Origin of the sequence: Carbonicoccus niuqiaonis (genome assembly GCF_050157065.1) — a bacterium.
Classification (GTDB): domain Bacteria; phylum Actinomycetota; class Actinomycetes; order Propionibacteriales; family Propionibacteriaceae; genus Avipropionibacterium.
This window is the reverse complement of the sequence record NZ_CP189573.1, coordinates 3,851,096-3,870,946: the sequence shown is the minus strand read 5'-3', so window position 1 is coordinate 3,870,946 and position 19,851 is coordinate 3,851,096. Positions and strand designations below refer to the sequence as shown.

Below are 19,851 nucleotides of genomic sequence, written 5' to 3'. Positions count from 1 at the left end.
TCACCTGTGTGGAGGCCCGGTCGGGGGTCAGTCGCCCTTGACCGGGCTCTCCGCCGCCGCGGTGGTCAGCACCTGGGCGACCTGGGCCGCCAACCGCAACATCTGGCGCTTGGTGCGGGGGCGCAACTTCGTGTACTCGATGACGCCACCCTCGGCCACGTGCGGGTCGGTCGGGATCTCCACGATCTGCTGGTCGGGGCCGAACCAGTTGGCGGCATTCCGGCGGACGTCCTCCTGGGTGTCCATCGGACCGTTGGTGGCGACCACCACCGTCCGCGGGAGCAGTTCGGGACGCTCCTCGGCCAGGGTCTCCAGCATCCGGGCGGCCGGGATCAGGCTGTCCTTGCGCCACTTCGTCGGCACCACCAGGCAGTCGGCGGAGTGCGCCGCGGCCAGCCAGTTGGGGGAGGCCTCGTTGTTGCCGGTGTCGACGATCACGATCTGGAAGTAGCGCGTCAGGATGCCGTGGATCAGCTCGAAGTCCTCCTTGCTGATCACGTGGCCGTAGTTCTGTGCCGAGCCGAGGGTGTGGAACTTGCCGCTCGTCTGATGGTTGAGGAAATAGGCCAACTCGGTGAACTGCGACTGCGGCTGGCTCAGCTCGTCCCGCGCGGCCAGCAGGTCACGCACCGTACGGCGGTGCGGCGACAGCGACCGGTCCGGCATCGTCCCGCGCAGTTCGTTGTTGTCCCAGGCGCACACCCCGCCACCACGGACCACCCCGAACGCGGCGGCCAACATCAAGGTGGTGGGGGTCTTGCCCACCCCACCCTTGGGGTTGCCGATCATGATCGTCACCGGCCGGGGGAACGGCGTACGGACCGCTTCCTCGTCGGCGGCCTCGGCCTGCTCCTTGGCCGACGGGGCGAGGCCCAACCGGCCGCGCAGGCCCCGTCGGGCCCGGACCGCCGACTGCGGGTTGAGCTGCTCGATCAGGTCGTTCGCCGAGTACGACGGCGTCCCGGTCGCGGCCGGGTGGGACGGCGGCACCTGCTGGTACGGCTCCGGGCGGGCGGCGGGTTGCTGCTGTTGGGGTTGGGTCTGCGGCTGTTGGGGTTGGGTCTGCGGCTGTTGCGGCTGTCCCCAGCCCTGCGGTGCCGGTTGCTGTGGCCAGCCCTGCTGCGGCGCCGACGGCTGGTGTTGGGGCGCGGACGGCTGGTGCTGGGGTCCGGACGGCTGGTGCTGCGGCGCCGACGGCTGGTGTTGGGGTCCGGACGGCTGGTGCTGCGGCGCCGACGGCTGGTGTTGGGGCTCGGCGGGCCGTCGTACGGGGCTTGCCTGCTGCGGCACCGGCGCAGGCTGGTGCCGCTGGCCCTGTTGGAACCGCGGGGGCTGCTGCGCCGGTGGGCCCTGCTGCACCTGCGGGCGCTGACCGGTGGGTCGTGGCGGGGTGGCCGGCGATCCCGGGGCCGAGCGCCGGGGCGCCCCGTCCTGGTGCCCGTCCTCGCCATCGGGTGCCGGCAGTGGTGCGGCAGGTCGATCGGTCCGACCACGCCGTGGCCGGGTGAACGGATTCGCCGGCGCACCCGCCTGCTGCGCCTCGGTCTGCTGACGTGCGTGCTGACGCTCCCAGCTGCCGAGGTCCTGCAGCCCGTTGCTCCACGGCGTCTGGGAGATCGGGGCGTCCGGCTCGGGACGTTGACCGTCGGCTTGACTCATCGAGACTTCCTCACGGGAGACAGCAGGCAGGGTGCATGGGGAAAGGCATGGCTCTGACGAGTCCCAACCGTACACTGCACGAGTCTCCATCTTGGGCCTCGGCTACCGTTGAGTAGTGAGCTCTCAGCCCGCCGCCGACCCGGCCTCGCCGACGTTCGCCGCCGTCCTGTTCGACCTCGACGGCACCCTGATCGACTCGACTCCGGCGGTGGTGCGTTCCTGGGTGGCCTGGGCGGTGGAGTACGGCATCGATCCGTTGGCCCTGCAGGGCTTTCACGGGGTGCCCGCGCGCTCGATCGTCGCCCGGTTCGTCCCCGCGGACCAGGTGCCTGACGCACTCGCGCGCGTCACCGAGTTGGAGGTCGGCGACGTCTCCGACATCGTCCTGCTGCCGGGGGCGGCCGCAGCGTTGGCCGCGCTGGTCGCCGTACCGAACGCGATCGCGACCTCCTGCACCCGGGAGTTGGCCGACGCCCGGCTGGCGGCGTCGGGGCTGGTCCGGCCCGACGTCGTGGTGACCGCCGATGACGTGGAGCACGGCAAGCCGGCACCCGACCCGTTCCTGTTGGCGGCCCGGCGACTCGGGGTCGACCCGGCCGACTGCCTGGTGGTGGAGGACGCCCCGTCCGGGCTGACCGCCGCCCGCGCCGCCGGCTGCGCCACCCTTGCGGTGACGACGACGAGCGCGGCGGCCGACCTGACGGCCGACCACGTCGTGCCCGACCTGTCGCAGGTGCGGTTCAGCGTGGTCGACGGGCGGGTCCGGCTGGAGGTGTTGGCTCAGGCGGTCGCGGACTGAGCGCCGCCGCCGAGGATCTCGTCGCGATACATCGAGACGCTCTCGCGCAGTGACCGGAGGACGTACGGGGGGAACTCCATCCCCTTCTCCTTGGCCCACAGCAGCCGAGCCTCGAGCCGGCCGATCTCCCGGGCGTACGACTCGAGCTTCTCGTCCAGCCCCAGGGCGACCACGACTCCGCCGTACTGCTTGCGGTACTCGTTGTTGTGGTTGGTGCCGACCAGCCCGAACGACCGCTCCCGCAGGATCCTGGCCAGGTAGAGCTGCCACGGCTTGAGCACCTCGTGCTGGATCATCGAGGTCGCCGACATCTGGTAGAACGCGAAGTGCCCGGGCTCCTGCTGCTTGATCGGGCCGATCAGCGTCTCCGCGATCGCGGTCTCGCCCATCTCGTTGAGCCCGCCGGTCAGCCGGTTGTAGGCGAGTACGGCCTGCCGCTCGGTGCTGGCGCCGGTGAGGAAGTACAGGAAGCGGACGATCTCCTGGATCGGCTTGATGTGGGCCAGCGGGGCGAGCAACTTCACCCGGGCCGCGACGTCGTTGGTCGGCACGGCCGGTGGCTGGCCGAGGTCGGTCTGCAACCGGTCGAGGATCAGCCCGTGCTGGATCTCCTGCGGGTGCCACACGTCGGCGTAGAACATCCGGTTGGTCTCGTCGACGTCGGGCAGCAGGACCAGCAGTTCAAGCACGTTACGGTCGACCTCGAGCTCGACCCGGGCGAGGTAGTCCAGGACGTGCCCGAACCGGCGCGTCAGCTCGGTGGGGTCGTGCACGGTGAAGTCGACGCTGTCGACCGGGATCGGCGGGTACAGCTCACCGAGCCGCTGGACGTGCTCGCGGATCTTCTGCCCGGTGATGAACTGTCGAGGCATGCAGACTCCCTTCCACGCACAGTCTCCCTCACCTTGCGCCGGTGGACAACACGCCCACCGGTCGGTCACCTCGAGTTGTCGTACCGGTCACCCGGAGGGCAGGTGCGGGCCTCAGGGGCGATCGAGCTCCACCGCGGTGCCGTACGCGACGACCTCGCTCAACGTCTGGGTGATCTCGGAGGAGTCGAACGCCAACCCCACCACCGCGTCGGCGCCGGCGGCCTGGGCCATCTCGATCATCTTCGCGACCGCCTCCTGCCGCGACCGCAGCAACAGCGCGGGGTAGGCCGTGTCGGGGTTCTCCTTGCGGCCGATCTCGCGGGAGCGCGTGGCTACGCCGATCACCTCGCCCAGGGAGCGGGTCACCTGCCGGCCCGCAATGGTCTCGGTCGTCACCACCGTGATCGCCCGCTGTGCCTGTTGACCCTGCGCACCCTGCTGCCCCTGCGCGCCCTGGTGGCCGGGTTGACCGTACGGGGCGTGGCCGTACCCGGGGTGCTGGGCCTGCTGAGGTGGTGGGGCCTGCTGGGGTGGGGCGAGGTGGGTGGTGTCACCCCACCCGGGCTGGTCCGGTGGTGGTCCCCACGGCGCGCCGCCTTGTTGTGGTGGGTTGGTCATGGGCTCTCCTCAGCCGAGACGGGTCAAGGTGACGGTCACGAACATCTCCGATTCGCCGCCGGCGTAGGTGCCGCGGAGTGGGGCCACGTCCAGGTAGTCGCGGCCGTGGCCGATCCGGACGTACGCCTCCCCGGGCACCCGGCGACTCGACGGGTCGTAGGCGTACCACTGGCCGCACCAGAACTCGAACCAGGCGTGGCTCTCACCCTCGACCTCCGAGCCGATCTCGGCCGTCGTGCCCCGCGGGTGCAGGTAGCCCGACACGTACCGGCTCGGGATGCCGACGGTGCGCAGGGCACCGATCGCGAGGTGGGCGAAGTCCTGGCAGACCCCGCGTCCGCCCTGCCACGCCTCGGCCGCGGTGGACTGCACCTGTGTCGAGCCGCCCTGGTACTCCAGGTGGTCGCTGATCACCTCGCACACGTCGAGCACGGTCTGGCGTGGGTCACTGGCGGCGGCGAGTTGTCGGGTCCGGGCTGCCAGCTCGGTCGGTGGGCGGGTCCGGTCGGCGTTCACCAACAGCTCGGCGTGACGGTCCATCAGCGCGTCGGAGTGCAGTCGGGCGAAGTCGTACTCGTCGGAGAACACCTGCGGGGAGTGGGCCCAGTCATGCTCGGGGTCGCGGGTCTCCACCACCGAGAATCCCTGTACCGACAGGGTTCGGTGCTGGTCGTGCAGTTCGAATGCGGTGACCTGGCTGCCCCAGTAGTCGGTGTAGGTGTACGACCACGGCGACGGGTCGATGGTGACCCGGCTGCTCCACACGCTCTGCCGGGCCGAGGTCAGCGGGGTGAGTCGCGCCTCGTTGTAGGAGGCCCGGACCGGCGAGGCGTACTCGAACCCCGTCACATGATCAACACTGAGACGCATCAGCCGACCCCCTCGGTGACCCACGACGTGGTGGTGTCGGTGACGGAGAAGAAGCTGCCCGAAATGATCTTGGTCACCAAGTCACAGCCCTCCTGCACCTCCACCATGTATTCGGCCAGATTGTCCAACAGGTCTGTCATCGGGGTGTACGTCAACCGCGCACGCAACCGACCCAACTGGTACAGGGTGTCCCGGGCCTCCGTACGGCCCGGGCCCGAGCCGCCGAGCAGGGGCGTGATCAACTCCAGTGAATTGGTGGCCCCGACCAGGCCGTACATCACCGACCGTGGGAAGCGGTCGTCCTGGATCAGGAACTCCGCCGCCTCGCGGCCTGCCTGCACGCCGCGGTAGGTGCGCAGGAAGGCGTCGTGGGCACCACAGCCGCGCAGCACGGCCGGCCACGGGTTGGTGCCGACCAGGGTCGCCGCCGACACCAGCCGGGCGGTCATGTCGGCCTGTTCGAGGTGCCGGCCGAGGATGAAGAACTGGTAGCCCTCGTCGTGCACCATCGCCGAGCGGGCGGTGCCCATCAACAGCGCCGACCGCTCCCGGGCCCAGTTGCAGAAGGCGGTGTGGCCGCCACGACGACGGGCCGGCAGTTGGTGCCAGGTGGTGTTGATCACCTCCCACACCTCCGACGGGATGACCTCCCGGGCCCGACGGGCGTTGTCGCGGGCGGCCCCCCAGCTGGAGGCGATGGAGGCGGTGCTGGTGGTGTCGTGGGCCAGCAGCTGCACCAGCATCTCCCGATCGGGATGGTCGACCTGCAACCCCATCAGGCTCAGCAGGTCACGGCAGGCGTCGTCCTCGGACTTCCACGGGTCCTCCACCAGCAGTCGCAGGTGGACGTCGAGGAAGCGGGCGGTGTCCTCGGCCCGCTCGATGTAGCGGCCGATCCAGAACAGTGATTCGGCGATCCGGCTCAGCACGACGCCACCCCCTCGTCCTGATCATGGTGCTGCTGTTGTTGCTGGACCTGTTCGGTGTGACTGGCGTCCATCGACTCCCCCTCGGGTCGTGGCACCGACGGCGCGACGATGTGCTCGGGACGCACCGTACCGGGTGTGGTGTCGGTGACCTCGCCCTCGGCGGCACCGCCGGCCCGACCGGCGACCACCCAGGTGTCCTTCGAACCGCCACCCCGGCTGGAGTTCACGATCAGTTCGCCCTCGGGCAACGCGACCCGGGTCAGCCCGCCGGGCAGCACCCACACCTCGTCGCCGTTGTTGACCGCGAACGGTCGCAGGTCGACGTGTCGGGGTGCGATCTCGTCGTCGACCAGAGTCGGCACCGTCGACAGCTGCACCAGCGGTTGTGCGATCCAGCCGCGCGGCTCGGCCAACACCCGTTCGCGCAGGGCGGCGAGCTCCTCGGCGGTGGCGAAGGGGCCGATCACGATGCCCTTGCCGCCGGACCCGTCGACCGGCTTGACGACCAACTCGTCGAGTCGGTCGAGCACCTCCTCGCGGGCGTCGGGCTCCTCCAGCCGCCAGGTGTCGACGTTGGCGATGATCGGTTCCTCGCCGAGGTAGTACTTGATCAGGTCCGGTACGTAGGTGTAGAGCAGCTTGTCGTCGGCGACCCCGTTGCCCAGCGCGTTCGCCAGCACCACCCCGCCGGTCCGGACCGCGTTCACCAGACCGGGCACGCCGAGCATCGAGTCGGGTCGGAAGTGCACCGGGTCGAGGAAGTCGTCGTCGACCCGCCGGTAGATCACGTCGACCCGCCGCAGGCCCTGGGTGGTGCGCATGTAGACCCGTCCGCGACGGCAGACCAGGTCGCGTCCCTCGACGAGCTCGACACCCATGCTGCGTGCCAACAGCGTGTGCTCGAAGTAGGCGGAGTTGTAGACCCCGGGGGTGAGCACCACCACGGTCGGGTCGTCCACCCCGGTCGGCCGGGCGGCGCGCAGCGCGGCGAGCAGTCGTTGCGGATAGCCCGACACCGGCCGGATCCGGGTGTGCCGGAAGGCGCCCGGCAGGGCCGACACCATCGCCTGCCGGTTGGTCATCACGTACGACACCCCGCTCGGCACGCGCACGTTGTCCTCGAGTACCCTCACGTCCCCCTGCGGGGTGCGGATCAGGTCGATCCCGGCGACGTGGATCCGGACGCCGTTGGGTGGGGCGACCCCGTGCACGGCTCGCTGGTAGTGGGTCGAGGAGGTGATCAACCGGCGCGGGATCACCTCGTCGGTGAGCAGCGACTGCCGGCCGTACACGTCGCCCAAGAAGGCCTCCAGGGCGCGGACCCGCTGCGCCACCCCGGTCGAGATGGTCTCCCACTCCTGCTCGGCGAGGATGCGCGGTACGACGTCGAGCGGGAACGGCCGCTCCACCCCACCGACGTCGAAGGTGACGCCGGCGTCGAAGTAGTTGCTGGCCAGTGACTCGGCGATGTTGTGCAGTTCCTCGGGGCCGAGGCCGCGCAGCGTCTCGTGCAGGGCGGCGTACGAGGGCCGGACGGCGCCGGAGGAGTCGACCATCTCGTCATGGGCAGGCCCTCCGCTCGGGTACCGCGCAAACATGTCCGCCATGTGCGGGACTCTACTTCGCTGCCGGCCAGCCCCGTGACCGCCCTCACACGACCGTGGACTGGCATCCACCCGGGGAGGTTGTTAGCTTAGGCTTGCCTTAGTACCCAGCTGGAGCTCGTTCCCAGCTGTCCTCTGGAAGCGCCGGCCCGACCCTTGCCCCGTCGGGCGTGGCGGCGACCTGCCCGGTCGGGAACGTCCTGTGCTCCCGGCCGGGCCGTTCGTCGTCGCCGGTGGTGCTGCTGCTCGGTGCCGGGCCCGATTCCGATGATGCTGACGAAGATAAGGTGAACCGCGTGACTGATCGCCCCCAACCCCAGGACCGGCCCGATCCCCAGGACCGCAAGGGCCGCAAGGATCGCCCGGCCCACACCGCGACCGTCCGGTCGAAGGAGGTGCTGAGCCCCCACCTGATCCGGGTGGCCGTGCACAGCGAGGCGGTCAGCAGCGGTGAGGTGGCGCCCAACGACTGCACCGACGTGTACCTGAAGCTGGCGCTGCCCGATGCCGACGGCGATCCCGTGCTGCGGACGTACACGATCCGCAACTGGCGGGTCGAGGCCGGCGAGTTCGACCTCGACATGGTCGTGCACGGCGACGAGGGGCTGGCAGGTCCGTGGGCGCGCAACGTCCAGGTCGGCGAGACGGTGACGTTCCGCGGTCCCGGTGGCGGGTACGCCCCGCCGACCGGCGACGTGACGCACCTGTTGGTCGGTGACCTCTCCGCGCTGCCAGCGATCGAGGCGGCGCTGGAGGTGCTGCCGGCCGGAGCGAACGGCCAGGTCGTCGTGGTGGTGGAGGACGAGGCCGACGTCCGGCCGTTGCCCGGGCCGCTGCCGGTCGAGTGGATCGTCGATCCCGACCTGGTGCGCGGGTACGCCCGCGCCACCGAGTACGTGGTGCAGTGGCAGGCTCTCGGCCCGATCGCGCCGTTCGTGCACGGGGAGGCCGGTTTCGTCCGCGGGTTGCGGCGGCACCTGCGGGTGGACCGCGGCCTGTCGGCGAAGGAGATGTCGATCTCCGGCTACTGGAAGTTCGGCCTCGACGACGCGGGGTGGCGACAGGACAAGCGGGCGTGGCTGCAGCCGGTCGACGAGCAGGAGGCGGCCCTCGCCGAGGGTCAGTAGTACACCGCGAGTCGGCCGCGGGGACCCTCGACCACGTCCACCCGGGTGTCGAAGATCTCCGACAGCACGGTTTCTCGCATGATCTCGTCCGGTGTGCCGAAGTGGCTGACCTCGCCGTTCTTCATCGCGCAGATGTGGTCGGCGTAGTGGGCGGCGAAGTTGATGTCGTGCAGCACGATCACGATGGTGCGTCGCAGCTCGGTGGCGGCTCGCCGCAGGTGCTTCATCATCTGCACCGAGTGGCGCATGTCGAGGTTGTTCAGCGGCTCGTCCAGCAGCACGTACTCGGTGTCCTGGGCGAGCACCATCGCCACGTACGCGCGCTGCCGCTGACCACCCGACAGCTCGTCGAGGTAGCGATTCTCCAGCTCCTCGAGGCCGAGGAAGCTGATCGCCTTGTTGATCACGTCCTCGTCGACGACGGTCAACCGGCCGGCGCTGTACGGGAAGCGGCCGAAGCCGACGAGCTGGCGGATCGTCAGCCGGGTGATGAAGTGGTTCTCCTGCCGCAGGATCGAGACGATCTTGGCGAGGTCCTTCGACTTGGTCGAGGCGACGTCGTACCCCGCGATCTCGATCGCGCCCCGGTCCATCCCGAGCAACCGGCCGATCATGGTCAGCAGCGTCGACTTGCCCGCGCCGTTGGGTCCCACCAGGGCGGTGATGCCGCCGGCGGGGATGTGAAGGTCGACCGGCCCGATCGACACCTCGTCGCTGTAGCTCTTGGCCACGGTCTGGCAGGTGATCACAAGCGCCCCTTTCGGATGATGTGGACCAAGAAGGCGGTGCCGCCGACGATCTCGATGATGATGCCGACCGACCCGGCCGCGTAGAAGATGTGCTTGAGCACGAAGTAGGAGCCGCCGAGCACCACGAAGCCGGTCAGGCAGGCGATCGGGAAGACGAACCGGTGGTCGTGGGTGTCGGCGAGCTGGTACGCCAGCATCGCGACCAGGAAGCCGAAGAAGGTCATCGGCCCGACCAGGGAGGTGGACACCGCCATCAGCACCGACACCAGCAGCAGCACGATGATCGTCTGGCGGCGATGGTTCACCCCGAGGTTGACCGCCACCTCGCGTCCCAGTGCCAGCACGTTCAGCCGCTGGTAGCCCAACCAGAGCAGCCCGCCGGCAGCCACGGCGAGCGGGATCGAGAAGCCGAGGTAGGTGGCGTCGGCGTTGGCGACGCTGCCGATCAACCGAGCGGTGAGCACGTCGAACTCGGTGGGGGTGAGCAGTCGCTGCATGAACGTGGACAACGCGCCGAGGCCGCCGCCGATCACGATGCCGACCAGCAGCATGATGTGCATGTTGCCGAACCGCCCCGACAGCAACCAGCCGTACAGCAGTGCCGAGAACAGCACCATCACCGCGACCTGGCCGATGAACTGTCCGATCCCTTGCACCATGGTGATCCCAGCGACTCCGAACAGGAACACCGCGCCGGTCTGGATGACCCGGTACAACGACTCGAAGCCCATGATCGACGGGGTGATGATGCGGTTGTTGGTCACGGTGTGGAAGGCGACCGTGGCCAGTGACTGGCAGATCGCGACGACCAGCACGATGACCAGGTTGGTGGCCCGCAGGTTCGCGATCCGCCAGAAGCCGGTGGTGCCGACGGGTAGGGGGTTGTCCCAGGCGAGGGTGCCGACGGTGATGGCGACGGCCAGGCCGAGCAGGATCGTGAAGATCAGGGTGTAGCGCTTGGCGCCCTTGAGCGAAGGCCAGGCGTGCGTCCGCCGACCGTCGTCCGCGGTGTTGGTGGTGGTTGGTTCGTTGACCAGCAGTGCCTCAGCCACGGCGACGCGTCCGCAACAGCAGGAAGATGAACACCACGGCGCCGATCATGGCCAGGATCGTCGCGACCGGGATCTCGAAGGGCATCACGATGGTGCGGCCGATGATGTCGCACACAGTGACCAGGCTGATCCCGAGCAGGCAGACCCATGGCAGGTTCGAACGCAGGTCGTCGCCGCGGAACAGCGAGATCACGTTCGGCACGATCAGGCCCAGGAAGGGGAGATTGCCGATCACCACGGTGACGATGCCGGTGGCGGCGGCGATCAGTCCGGTGCCCAGCAGGATGACCCGGTTGTAGTTGACCCCGACGTTGGTCGCGATGTCCTCGCCGAGCCCGGCCACGGTGAACCGGTCGGCGGCGATGAAGACCGCGACGACAATGATCAGGATGGCCCACAGGGGTTCGTACTGACCGCGCAGCACCGAGGTGAACGAGCCGAGGAACCAGACACCCAGGCTCTGCAGGGTGTTGGTGGACAGCGCGATGAACGACGAGATCGCACCGACCACGGCGCCGAGCATCATGCCAACGATCGGAACGATGATCGACGACTTGAGCGTCACCCGGCGCAGGAACGCGAAGAAGATCATGGTGCCGCCGAAGGCCGCGAGTACGGCGACGGTCATCTTGATCAGCAGTGGCGCCTCCGGGGAGATGATCATCACCAGCAACAGGCCGAGGCCGGCCCACTCGGTGGTGCCGGTCGTGGTCGGCTCGACGAACCGGTTCTGGGTGACCTGCTGCATCACCAGACCCGACATCGCCATCGCGGCCCCGGCCAGCACCAGCGCGATGGTGCGCGGGACCCGGGTGATCGCGAACATGGCTACGCCGTCGGGAGCGCCGAAGATGTCGTACACCCCGATGAACAACGACGACACCACAAGCCCGGTGGTGACGAGGACGCCGACCAGGAGTGGCCACGTCAGCAGCCGCCCCTTGGCGACCCGGGACCGGCCCCGGACAGGGGTGTCCGAGGCCGATTCGAGTTGCGTGGTCGTGCTGATGTCAGTTGCCCTCGAGCTTGTCGGCGATCGTGTTGAAGAAGGTGGTGTAGGTCTGGATGCCCTCGTTCACGTACGTGTACTGCGGCATGTAGACGATCCGGTCCTCCTTGATGGCCGTCACGTTCTGCAGTGCCTCGGAGTTGGCCAGCAGTTCGTTGGCCGGGGTGTAGTCCTCACCCGAGTTGGCGCTGACGGCGGCGTCACGGTCCATCACCAGGATGAGGACGGGGTTCGAGGCGGCGATCGCCTCGACCGAGATGTCGTCGCCCTGGTGGTCGCCCGAGCCGTCGGCCTTGATCGCCGGGGTGAGGCCCAAGATGTCGAACACCGGCCCGAGGGTACGGCCGCTGCCCGGCGCGGCGTAGTTGATCTCGCCGCCGGAGGTGATCACGGCCATCACCTTGTGCTGTGGGTCGTAGGCGTCCTTGACACGCTGCGCGGCTGCGTCGAAGTCGGCGATCAGCTGCGTGGCGTCCTCGGTGCGGTCGAAGATCGTGCCCAGGCCCTCGATCTGCCGCTTCAGCTCGGCGTCGAACGGTTCGCCGTCGCGCGGATCCAGCTCGACGATCACGGCCTCGGGGACCAGCTTGCCGAACTCCTCGTACTGCGAGGCGAACCGCTGGCCGTTCAGGATGAGGTCCGGGTCGACCGCCACCACGGCCTCGAGGTCGGGTTCGCGGTGCGAACCGAGGTTGATGATCGTGTCGTCGGACTTGTACGGGTTGTCGGCGGCGATCAGGTTGACCGGAGCGGCCGCGAGCTTGACCTCCCAGCTGGCCAACGTCTCGAACAGCCGGTTGTCGGTGGCGACGACGCGCTGCGGCGGCAGGGTGACGGTCTTGGTGCCGTGGTTGTCCTCGATGTCGACCGTACTGGTGGCCGGGGCCGAGCCGCCGGCCCCCGGTGCTGCGTTGGTGGAACAGGCCGCCAGGCCGAGCACCGCCGTGGAGGAGGCGGCGGTGAGCGCCAGCAGGCGGCGACGGTTCATGAGCATGGTCAAGGTCTCCCGGGGTTTCAGGTGATGGGTGTCGGGGCACCGATGCCCGACGAACTGGCCTGGGTGCTGGGAGGCCGGAGTTCCGGCCACACGATCAACACCGCGCCGAAGGCTAGGCTAACCTTAGTTCGCGCGCAACCAGCAAGTCGCATCTCACGGATTGGGAGACGGGGCAAGGAAACAGCGACGTCAGGAGAGCAGAGCCAACAGGACGAAGCCCAGCACCACGGCGACGAGGGAGCCCGCTCCCACGTACAGCGGCAGCAGGACGTGCCACCGGCCGGCGCGCTTCTGTGGCTCGTCGCCGACGGCACCCGGGGCGTAGTAGGAGTGCGGTGCGGCGTAGAAGACCTCGGTCCGGCGGCCGGGATGCACCTCGGCCACCCAGGACGCCCGGCCGTACGGGTGGATCGGGTGCTGGCACTGGATCTCGATTCGTCGTCGTCCGACCGGGGCATTGATCGTGTTGGTGCCCCAGTGCACCCGGGCGGGGAAGTCGTCGATCGTCACCGCCGGCTCCCACGCCGAGGTGCCGAAGAGCGCCACCGGTCCGGCCAGGTGCAGCACCAGCTGTCCGTACGTGTCGGGGCCCGGCTCGACCGGCATCGGATCCTGCGGGCTCTCGTACGGACGGGTCGACATGTACGCATTCTGGCAGCACGAGGTGGCGGGCCAAGGGTGGCGGCGCAGGGTGGCCGATAGGCTGGCGCGGTGAGCCAGCAGGAATCGACCGTCCCGCCCGCAGGGGCAAACCCGTCCGTCCCGGAACAGCTGCAGGTGCGACGCGAGAAGCGCGCCAAGCTGTTGGCCGACGGGCGGCAGCCGTACCCGGTGGAGGTGCCCCGGACGCACACCTTGGCCGAGGTGCGGGACAAGTGGGGATCGCTCGAGACCGGCCAGGAGACCGATGACGTCGTCGGCGTGGCCGGGCGTGTGGTGTTCGTCCGCAACACCGGGAAGCTGTGTTTCGCCACCGTGCAGGAAGGCTTCGGGCTGACCGCCGACGGGGCCCGGCTGCAGCTGATGTTGTCGCTCGCCGAGGTGGGCGAGGAGTCGTTGGCGGCCTGGAAGTCCGATGTCGATCTTGGTGATCACGTCTTCGTCGAGGGGCGCGTGATCAGTTCCCGTCGCGGTGAGCTGTCGGTGATGGCGACCTCGTGGCAGATGGCGGCCAAGGCCTTGCGGCCGCTGCCGACCCTGCACAACGAACTGTCCGAGGAGACCCGGGTCCGGCAGCGGCACGCCGACATGGTGGTCCGCGACGAGGCCCGGGAGATGGTACGCATTCGGGCCGCGGTCACCCGCTCGGTGCGCGAAACCCTGCACGGGGAGGGATTCCTGGAGATCGAGACGCCGGTCCTGCAGTTGGTGCACGGCGGGGCGACCGCCCGGCCCTTCCGGACCCACCTGAACGCCTTCGATCAGGACATGACGCTGCGGATCGCGCTGGAGCTTTTCCTGAAGCGGGCCATGGTCGGCGGGATCGACCGGGTGTACGAGATGGGTCGCATCTTCCGCAACGAGGGCCTCGACTCCAGCCACAGTGCCGAGTTCACGATGCTCGAGGCGTACCAGGCGTGGGGTGATCAACGCACCATCGCCGCGGTCACCCAGCAGGTGATCGTCGACGCTGCCGACACCGCGATCGGGACCCGCCAGATCGAGCCGGCCCAGGCCGGGGACGGTCGCGAGACGATCGACCTCGACGGTGAGTGGCCGTGGATCGGGATGTACGAGGCGCTGTCGCACGAGCTCGGCGAAGAGGTCGGCGTCGACACCCCGCGCGACCGGCTGACCGCGTACGCGGAGCAGCACGAGTTGGAGGTCGATCCGGCCTGGGTGGACCAGAAGATCGCCATCGAACTGTTCGAGCTGCTCGCCGAGCCGAAACTGGTGCAGCCCACCTTCGTGTGCGACTACCCCGAGATTGCGCAGCCGCTGGCGCGTCCGCACCGGTCGAAGCCCGGACTGGTGGAGGCGTGGGACCTGTTCATCGGCGGGGTCGAGCGGGGCACCGGCTTCTCCGAGCTGATCGACCCGGTGATCCAGCGGGAGCGCCTGGTCGCGCAGTCGAAGGCCGCAGCCGCCGGTGACGAGGAGGCCATGCAGCTGGACGAGGACTTCCTTGCTGCGTTGGAGTTCGGCGTCCCTCCGATGGGCGGTCTCGGGCTCGGCATCGACCGCTTGTTGATGCTGCTGACCGGAGCCGGTATCCGCGAGACGATCCTGTTCCCGCTGCTCAAGCCGGGGAGTTGATCATGCCGCCGCGCGGCGTTGGGCGCTGAACAGGACCTCGACGCAGTTGTGCAGGCTGAACCCCGCGCCGCCGCCGATCGGCATCAGCGCGCGGGCCTCGGTGTGGCTGGTGCCGTCGACGTGCCCGTAGCGGGCACGAAGGTCGCGCTCCCGGTCGGCGTGGTGGGTCCGGCGCCGCTCGTGCTCGGTGATCAGTTCCTCACGTTGGGCCTCGGCCCGCTGCCGCTCCTCGCCGGTGAGCGGATTCCCCTCGAGGTCCCACAGCGGTGGCAGGACCAGTCGGACGTCGTCCGCGTGGATCGTCGGTAGCACCGCACTGCCGTCGGGGCGACTGAAGCGCCAGCGTGCAGCACCGAGCGCGCCGGTGGTGTGCGGATCGACGTCGCGGCGGCGGGTGATGGTCAGGCCGCCTTCATGGACGGCGGTGTGGTGGTGCTGGCAGAGCAACATGAGGTTGTCGAGGTCGGTACGGCCACCGTCGAGCCAGTGGACGATGTGGTGCACCTTCAGGTTGCGGGTTCGCCGGCACCCGGGAAACTGGCAGTGCTGGTCCCGGACCATCAGGGCCCGGCGCTGGGCCCGCGTACCGAGTCGCTTCGTCCGGCCCAGGCTGAGTGGCTCACCGTCGGGAGCACGGATCACCCCGAGCGCCACGCCACTGCACGCGAGCCGCCGCGCGGTGGCGCCTTCGACGTTGCCGTGGCCACGGACCCGGCAGGTGCCATGGGACAGCGGCCCGTCGTCGTCGGGTCCGCCGGTGGTTCCGGCGTCCGGGGACGTTCCCGCGGGAGTGTCCGGGACGAGCTGAGCGGCGTTGACGTCGACGACCACCATCGTCCGATCCTCACCGGAGAACTGGTCGGGGGAGTTGTTGAGGTAGTGGTTGGCGATCTCGACCAGGCCGTCGATCTTGGCACGCCGCCGCCGGTCGGCGTGGGACTCCTGCTGGTCGGCGGGCGGAACGACGTCGCCGACCGCAGGCTCCGGGACGGAGTTGGCCTCGGCGGCGGCCTCGAGCGCGGCGATCACCGCGGCGCCCTGTTCGGGGCTGAGGACGGCACTGAGTTGGACGCAGCCGTCGTCGCGATTGGTCCAACTGACCCTGGTCCGCGGCTCACGGTCGGCGTGGACGCCGGGGTGGGCCCGGTAGGCGGCGACGGTCCGGTCGAGTTGGGAGGCCGTCGCGTGCCGGGCCAGCTCGAGCAGGGCCTCCTCGTCGTGGTCGTCCACCAGTCGGGTCAGTGAACGAACCTTCGAGTACGACAGGGTGCCGGCCTCGAACTCGGCCACCGTCTGTGGCATGCGCCGCAGGGCCCGGGCGACCCGGACGTGTTCGCGGGCCGTACCCGGGGCCAAGGAACAGGCCCACGACAACCAGTGTGCGACCGAGGTGAGGTCGTGCCACCAACGCACCGCATCGCATGCGTCGAACTCGCCGACCAGCCGTAGCAGGGCAGCCTGGTGCCGGGCGACGTCGGCCGCGGCCGCCATCACCTGACCGCCCAGGGCTTCGGCCCCGGCGCGATCGACCGGCATGGTCCCCTCGGGTTGATCGGTCAGGCACGTCCGGTGCGGGGTCGTCTGGTTCGGGGTCCTCTGGTTCGGGGTCGTCCGGTCTGGCGCTCGATCGGCGAGGCTCGTCGTGGTCATGTCGTGGTCCCTTCGCTGTCGCGCACGGCGGCGTCGGGGCCGCCGTGGCTCAGGGATTCAGTCACGGTGAACCCCCGCAGGAGAAGTCAAACAGCGACCTCTGACATCGCCCTCGAACCGCCGATCGGCCGCTCCCGCGGGAACGCCCGACGCTCCCGCGGGAACGCCTGACGCTCCCGCGGGAACGGCCGGCGACCCGGTCATCACACGAGGTCTCGGCGAAGTGGCAGGGCGACCGCGACCAGTGCTGCGAGCACCACGTACCCCAGCAGCACGAGGCCACCACCCCAGGCGGGCAGCACCAGGGCGGTCATCGACGAGGTCTGCTCCGCCAGGGTCTCGGTCAGCCAGGTGGACCGGGTCAACGCCGCCATCGCGCCACCGGGAAGGACCCCGTACAGCTGGTTCACCCCGGGGATGATCATCAGCATCGGTTCCAGGGCGTAGAAGTAGCCGAACACCGCGGCGAGACCGACGATCTGATTGCGCACCAGCGCGCCGACCGCGACACCCAACACGGTGTACGCCATCGCCCCGACCGCGAGCCGGCCGAGACTCACGAGCAGCCCGGGCAGTCCGGCCCCGAGATCGCCGCCGCTGGTGAGCACGCCGGCGGCCAGGGCGGCACCCGCACCGACGGCCAGCACGACGCCGTACGCCAGTCCGAGCGTTGCGTGAGCCACCAGCTTGGCGACCATCACCCGGGCCCGGCGCGGGACGGCGAGGAAGGTCGTACCGATGGTGCCGTGGCGGTACTCCGCGGTGATGGCGAAGGTGCCCAGCACCGCGGGTACGAACAACATCAGCTGCACCAGGCCGAGGATCGTGCTCACCCCCGCCGGGGTGTCGATCGGCGGCAACGGGGGTTCGGCGTTCTCCGGGCCGACCAGGACCAACAGGCCGACCAGACCGACACCGGTGGCGAGCGCACCGAGCAGGTACGCGACCCACAGCCGGGTGCCGAAGAAGCGCAGGAACTCCGCGCGGATGAGGTTGTTCATGCCGCACCTGCCATGTCGAGGAAGGCATCCTCCAGGGATGCGTGGTCGTCGGTCAGTTCGTTCAGTGGACCGTGCCAGCGGAGTCGGCCGTCACCGATGATCACGACGTCGTCGGCCGACAGCGCCACCTCGCTCAGGTGGTGGCTCGACACCAGGACGGTCCGGCCCCGTCGGGCCCGGTCGGTGAGCACCCGACGCAGCCAGCGGATCCCGGCCGGGTCGAGACCGTTCGTCGGTTCGTCCAGCACCAGGACGTCCGGGTCGCCGAGCAAGGCGGTCGCCAGGGCCAGCCGCTGCCGCATCCCGGTGGAGAAGCCACCGACCCGCCGGTCGGCCGCGTGGTCCAGTCCGGTGTCGGTCAGCACCTCCGCCACGCGGGACACGTCGTGCCCACCGAGTCGGGCGTTGACCCGCAGGTGCCGGCGAGCCGTCATCGCGGGATGTGCGCCGGCCAGGTCGAGGACGGCGCCGACCGTACGCGTTGGGCGAGGCAGCTGGTCGTACGCCAGCCCGTCGAAGGTGGCGGCCCCGCTGTCGGGCCGGATCAGGCCCAGCGCCATCCGCAGCGTGGTCGACTTGCCCGCCCCGTTGGGGCCGAGGAACGCGGTGACCTTCCCGGGTGCGGCAGTCAGGGTGAGGTCGGTGACCGCGTTGACGGTTCCGAAGCGTTTGGTGAGGCCGGTGAGGTTGAGGGTTGTCACGGCCGATCCTTCCGGTTGATTGGATGCAATAGTGAGAATGATAACATGAATGAGAATGGTAAGCGTGACAGGCTGGACAGGCGTGATGCGCGAGATGCGCGAGATGGGCGAGATGGGCGAGATGGTTCGAGTACGGGACCGAGGAGCAGGGTGGAGGGACGAACGGTGAGCGATGAGCGGGGAACGATCGCGGATCTCGTCCTGCATCCGGTCCGGTTGCGGATCCTGCAGGCGGTCGCCGGTCGGCAGCTCACCACCGCGCAACTACGCGAGAGATTGCCCGACGTCACCACCGCCACCCTCTACCGGCACATCACGACCCTGCTCGAGGCCGACGTGTTGACCGTCGTGGCCGAACGCAAGGTGCGGGGCGCGGTGGAACGGACGCTGGCGTTGGGCGGCACGAGTGCCGTCGTCGATCGCGACGGTGCCGACGCGCTCGGGCCGGACCAGCTCCGGCAGGCCTTCCTGACTCTCCTCGCCTCGGTCACCGAGGCCGTTGATGATCATCTCGACCAGGCCGCCGACCTGACCGAGTTGTTCGGATTCGCCACGACCCCGCTCCACCTGGACGTCGACGAGGCCGCAACCCTGCAAGAGGAGTTGGCCGAACTGCTGGGGCGCTACCGGGAGCCCGGTCCGAGCAGGCACGAGGTGATGTTGACCACCGTCCTGGTGCCGAGCCCCGAGCCGGCTGAACCCACCGCATGAGTGTCGAGTCCCGCGCCCGATGGGCGGTCTCTGCGCTCTTCCTGACCAACGGCGCCATCTTTGCGAACCTGCTGCCGCGGTACCCGGAGATCAAGGCCACGTTGGGCATCACCAATGCCGGCTACGGGCTGGCGGTCGCGGCGTTCCCGGCCGGTGCGATCCTGGCCGGACTGGGCGCCGCTGCGCTGATCCGCCGGTTCGGGTCCGCGCGGGTCGCCGTTGCCGGCACCATCGCCACGAGCCTTGCCGTGCTGGCGGCCGGGTTCGCCCCGATCGTGTGGCTGTTCGCCGCGGCACTGTTGATCGGTGGCGCCACCGATGCGATCACCGACGTCGCCCAGAACGCCCACGGGCTCAGGCTGCAGCGACGGTACGGCCGGTCGATCATCAACTCGTTCCACGCCGTCTGGTCGGCCGGCGCGGTGACGGGTGGCCTGATGGCCGCCGGGGCGATCGCGCTCCGGGTGCCGGTGCCGATCCACCTCGGCGTGTCAGCGGTGATCTTCGGTACGGTCGCGCTCATCGCGCTCCGGTTCTGCCTACCCGGGCACGAGGAACGGCCACCGGCAACACCACGATCAGAGGGACCAGAAGGTACGGCGCCGGCCCCCGCCACGCCGGATCGGCCCCGGCGGCTCAGTCCCCGCACCGTGATCACCCTCGTTGCCCTGGTGATGATCGCCATCGGCGGCGTGGTGGTGGAAGATGCCGGGAGTTCGTGGGCGGCGCTCTACCTCACCACCTCACTGGCCGCACCCGCCGCCGTCGGTGCGCTCGGCTACACCGCCTTGGTCGCGGCGCAGTTCGTCGGTCGCATCCTGGGTGATCAACTCGTGGACCGGTTCGGGCAACGTACCGTCGCGCGCACCGGCGGGTTGATCACGGCACTGGGGATGGGCGCAGCGCTCGCGTTCCCGTCCGTACCCGGCACGATCGTCGGGTTCGCCGTCGCCGGGCTGGGCGTCGCCACGGTGATCCCGGCGGCGATGCACGAGGCGGACGAGCTGCCGGGACTGCGACAAGGCACCGGCCTGACCATGGTGTCGTGGTTGCTTCGGCTCGGCTCGCTGGCGTCGCCGCCGCTGGTCGGGTTGGTCGCCGACGCGTCCGAGCTGCGGTACGGGCTGATCGTCGTGCCGATCGCCGGTGTCGCGGTGATGGTCCTGGCCCAGGCGTTGCAGGGCCGTCGACCGCGTCCGGTCTCGTGACGTCAACAGGGGTGGCCCGCCCGTAGGTGAACCACCCCT

Annotated in this window: 18 protein-coding genes and 1 pseudogene; 5 read left to right on the top strand and 14 right to left on the bottom strand. The window is 69.5% G+C overall.

The features are described 5' to 3' along the window. Positions 1-27 precede the first annotated feature (27 nt). Positions 28-1,659: a MinD/ParA family ATP-binding protein gene (locus tag ACQBAU_RS17630; RefSeq protein WP_465255411.1), complete on the bottom strand. Its 1,632-nt coding sequence runs from the start codon at positions 1,657-1,659 to the stop codon at positions 28-30. Positions 1,660-1,774: 115 nt separating this feature from the next. On the opposite strand from ACQBAU_RS17630, the gene ACQBAU_RS17625 reads away from it, so the two are divergent. Further along, positions 1,775-2,458, top strand: coding sequence for an HAD-IA family hydrolase (locus ACQBAU_RS17625; RefSeq protein ID WP_465255412.1), 684 nt, complete (start codon positions 1,775-1,777; stop codon positions 2,456-2,458). On the opposite strand, the gene ACQBAU_RS17620 is transcribed toward ACQBAU_RS17625, so the two are convergent. The 5 genes from ACQBAU_RS17620 to ACQBAU_RS17600 form a co-directional block, all read right to left on the bottom strand. Continuing rightward, the gene (locus ACQBAU_RS17620) at positions 2,440-3,330 is read right to left on the bottom strand and encodes a GTP-binding protein LepA (protein ID WP_434549692.1); all 891 of its coding nucleotides are present in this window, start codon (positions 3,328-3,330) and stop codon (positions 2,440-2,442) included. The genes ACQBAU_RS17625 and ACQBAU_RS17620 overlap by 19 nt on opposite strands. Positions 3,331-3,441: 111 nt before the next feature. Further along, positions 3,442-3,948, bottom strand: a complete 507-nt coding sequence (locus ACQBAU_RS17615; RefSeq protein WP_434549691.1) for a YbjQ family protein — start codon at positions 3,946-3,948, stop codon at positions 3,442-3,444. A 9-nt stretch (positions 3,949-3,957) separates the two neighbouring features. Beyond that, positions 3,958-4,818 carry a transglutaminase family protein gene (locus tag ACQBAU_RS17610; protein WP_434549690.1) on the bottom strand — a complete coding sequence of 287 codons (861 nt, stop codon included), beginning with the start codon at positions 4,816-4,818 and terminating at the stop codon, positions 3,958-3,960. Beyond that, a complete protein-coding gene (locus tag ACQBAU_RS17605; protein WP_434549689.1) occupies positions 4,818-5,747 on the bottom strand; it encodes an alpha-E domain-containing protein in 930 nt (309 codons plus the stop codon). Before ACQBAU_RS17605 ends, ACQBAU_RS17610 begins: the two co-directional genes overlap by 1 nt. Next, complete coding sequence (locus tag ACQBAU_RS17600; protein WP_434549688.1) at positions 5,741-7,354, bottom strand: circularly permuted type 2 ATP-grasp protein; 1,614 nt, start codon at positions 7,352-7,354, stop codon at positions 5,741-5,743. The genes ACQBAU_RS17605 and ACQBAU_RS17600 overlap by 7 nt, the downstream gene beginning before the upstream one ends. 293 nt (positions 7,355-7,647) lie before the next feature. On the opposite strand from ACQBAU_RS17600, the gene ACQBAU_RS17595 reads away from it, so the two are divergent. Continuing rightward, the gene (locus ACQBAU_RS17595; protein WP_434549687.1) at positions 7,648-8,478 is read left to right on the top strand and encodes a siderophore-interacting protein; all 831 of its coding nucleotides are present in this window, start codon (positions 7,648-7,650) and stop codon (positions 8,476-8,478) included. Here ACQBAU_RS17595 and ACQBAU_RS17590 read toward each other — a convergent pair. The 5 genes and pseudogenes from ACQBAU_RS17590 to ACQBAU_RS17570 form a co-directional block, all read right to left on the bottom strand. Then, a pseudogene (locus tag ACQBAU_RS17590) lies at positions 8,472-9,189 on the bottom strand (iron ABC transporter ATP-binding protein); the annotation flags it as partial. The gene ACQBAU_RS17595 and the pseudogene ACQBAU_RS17590 sit on opposite strands and share 7 nt — an antisense overlap. A 34-nt stretch (positions 9,190-9,223) precedes the next feature. Then, positions 9,224-10,279, bottom strand: a complete 1,056-nt coding sequence (locus ACQBAU_RS17585; protein WP_434549685.1) for an iron chelate uptake ABC transporter family permease subunit — start codon at positions 10,277-10,279, stop codon at positions 9,224-9,226. After that, positions 10,272-11,162 (bottom strand): ABC transporter permease, encoded by an 891-nt coding sequence (locus tag ACQBAU_RS17580; protein ID WP_465259410.1) that lies wholly within the window; start codon positions 11,160-11,162, stop codon positions 10,272-10,274. The genes ACQBAU_RS17585 and ACQBAU_RS17580 overlap by 8 nt, the downstream gene beginning before the upstream one ends. A 127-nt stretch (positions 11,163-11,289) precedes the next feature. Further along, positions 11,290-12,282, bottom strand: coding sequence for a siderophore ABC transporter substrate-binding protein (locus ACQBAU_RS17575; RefSeq protein ID WP_465255413.1), 993 nt, complete (start codon positions 12,280-12,282; stop codon positions 11,290-11,292). Between the two features lie 192 nt (positions 12,283-12,474). Next, positions 12,475-12,927, bottom strand: a complete 453-nt coding sequence (locus tag ACQBAU_RS17570; RefSeq protein ID WP_434549683.1) for a hypothetical protein — start codon at positions 12,925-12,927, stop codon at positions 12,475-12,477. 129 nt (positions 12,928-13,056) lie between these two features. Between ACQBAU_RS17570 and lysS the strand changes: the two genes are divergently transcribed. After that, complete coding sequence (lysS, locus tag ACQBAU_RS17565) at positions 13,057-14,541, top strand: lysine--tRNA ligase (RefSeq protein WP_465255723.1); 1,485 nt, start codon at positions 13,057-13,059, stop codon at positions 14,539-14,541. Here the strand turns inward: lysS and ACQBAU_RS17560 are convergent, their stop codons facing one another. The 3 genes from ACQBAU_RS17560 to ACQBAU_RS17550 form a co-directional block, all read right to left on the bottom strand. After that, positions 14,542-16,191, bottom strand: coding sequence for an HNH endonuclease signature motif containing protein (locus tag ACQBAU_RS17560; RefSeq protein WP_465255414.1), 1,650 nt, complete (start codon positions 16,189-16,191; stop codon positions 14,542-14,544). Positions 16,192-16,394: 203 nt separating this feature from the next. Continuing rightward, positions 16,395-17,192: an ABC transporter permease gene (locus ACQBAU_RS17555; protein ID WP_465255415.1), complete on the bottom strand. Its 798-nt coding sequence runs from the start codon at positions 17,190-17,192 to the stop codon at positions 16,395-16,397. Continuing rightward, the gene (locus ACQBAU_RS17550) at positions 17,189-17,893 is read right to left on the bottom strand and encodes an ABC transporter ATP-binding protein (RefSeq protein ID WP_465255416.1); all 705 of its coding nucleotides are present in this window, start codon (positions 17,891-17,893) and stop codon (positions 17,189-17,191) included. Before ACQBAU_RS17550 ends, ACQBAU_RS17555 begins: the two co-directional genes overlap by 4 nt. A gap of 165 nt (positions 17,894-18,058) precedes the next feature. Here ACQBAU_RS17550 and ACQBAU_RS17545 point away from each other — a divergent pair, with 165 nt between their 5' ends. After that, complete coding sequence (locus tag ACQBAU_RS17545; RefSeq protein WP_465255417.1) at positions 18,059-18,604, top strand: helix-turn-helix domain-containing protein; 546 nt, start codon at positions 18,059-18,061, stop codon at positions 18,602-18,604. Further along, complete coding sequence (locus tag ACQBAU_RS17540; RefSeq protein WP_465255418.1) at positions 18,601-19,812, top strand: MFS transporter; 1,212 nt, start codon at positions 18,601-18,603, stop codon at positions 19,810-19,812. Before ACQBAU_RS17545 ends, ACQBAU_RS17540 begins: the two co-directional genes overlap by 4 nt. Positions 19,813-19,851 lie beyond the last annotated feature (39 nt).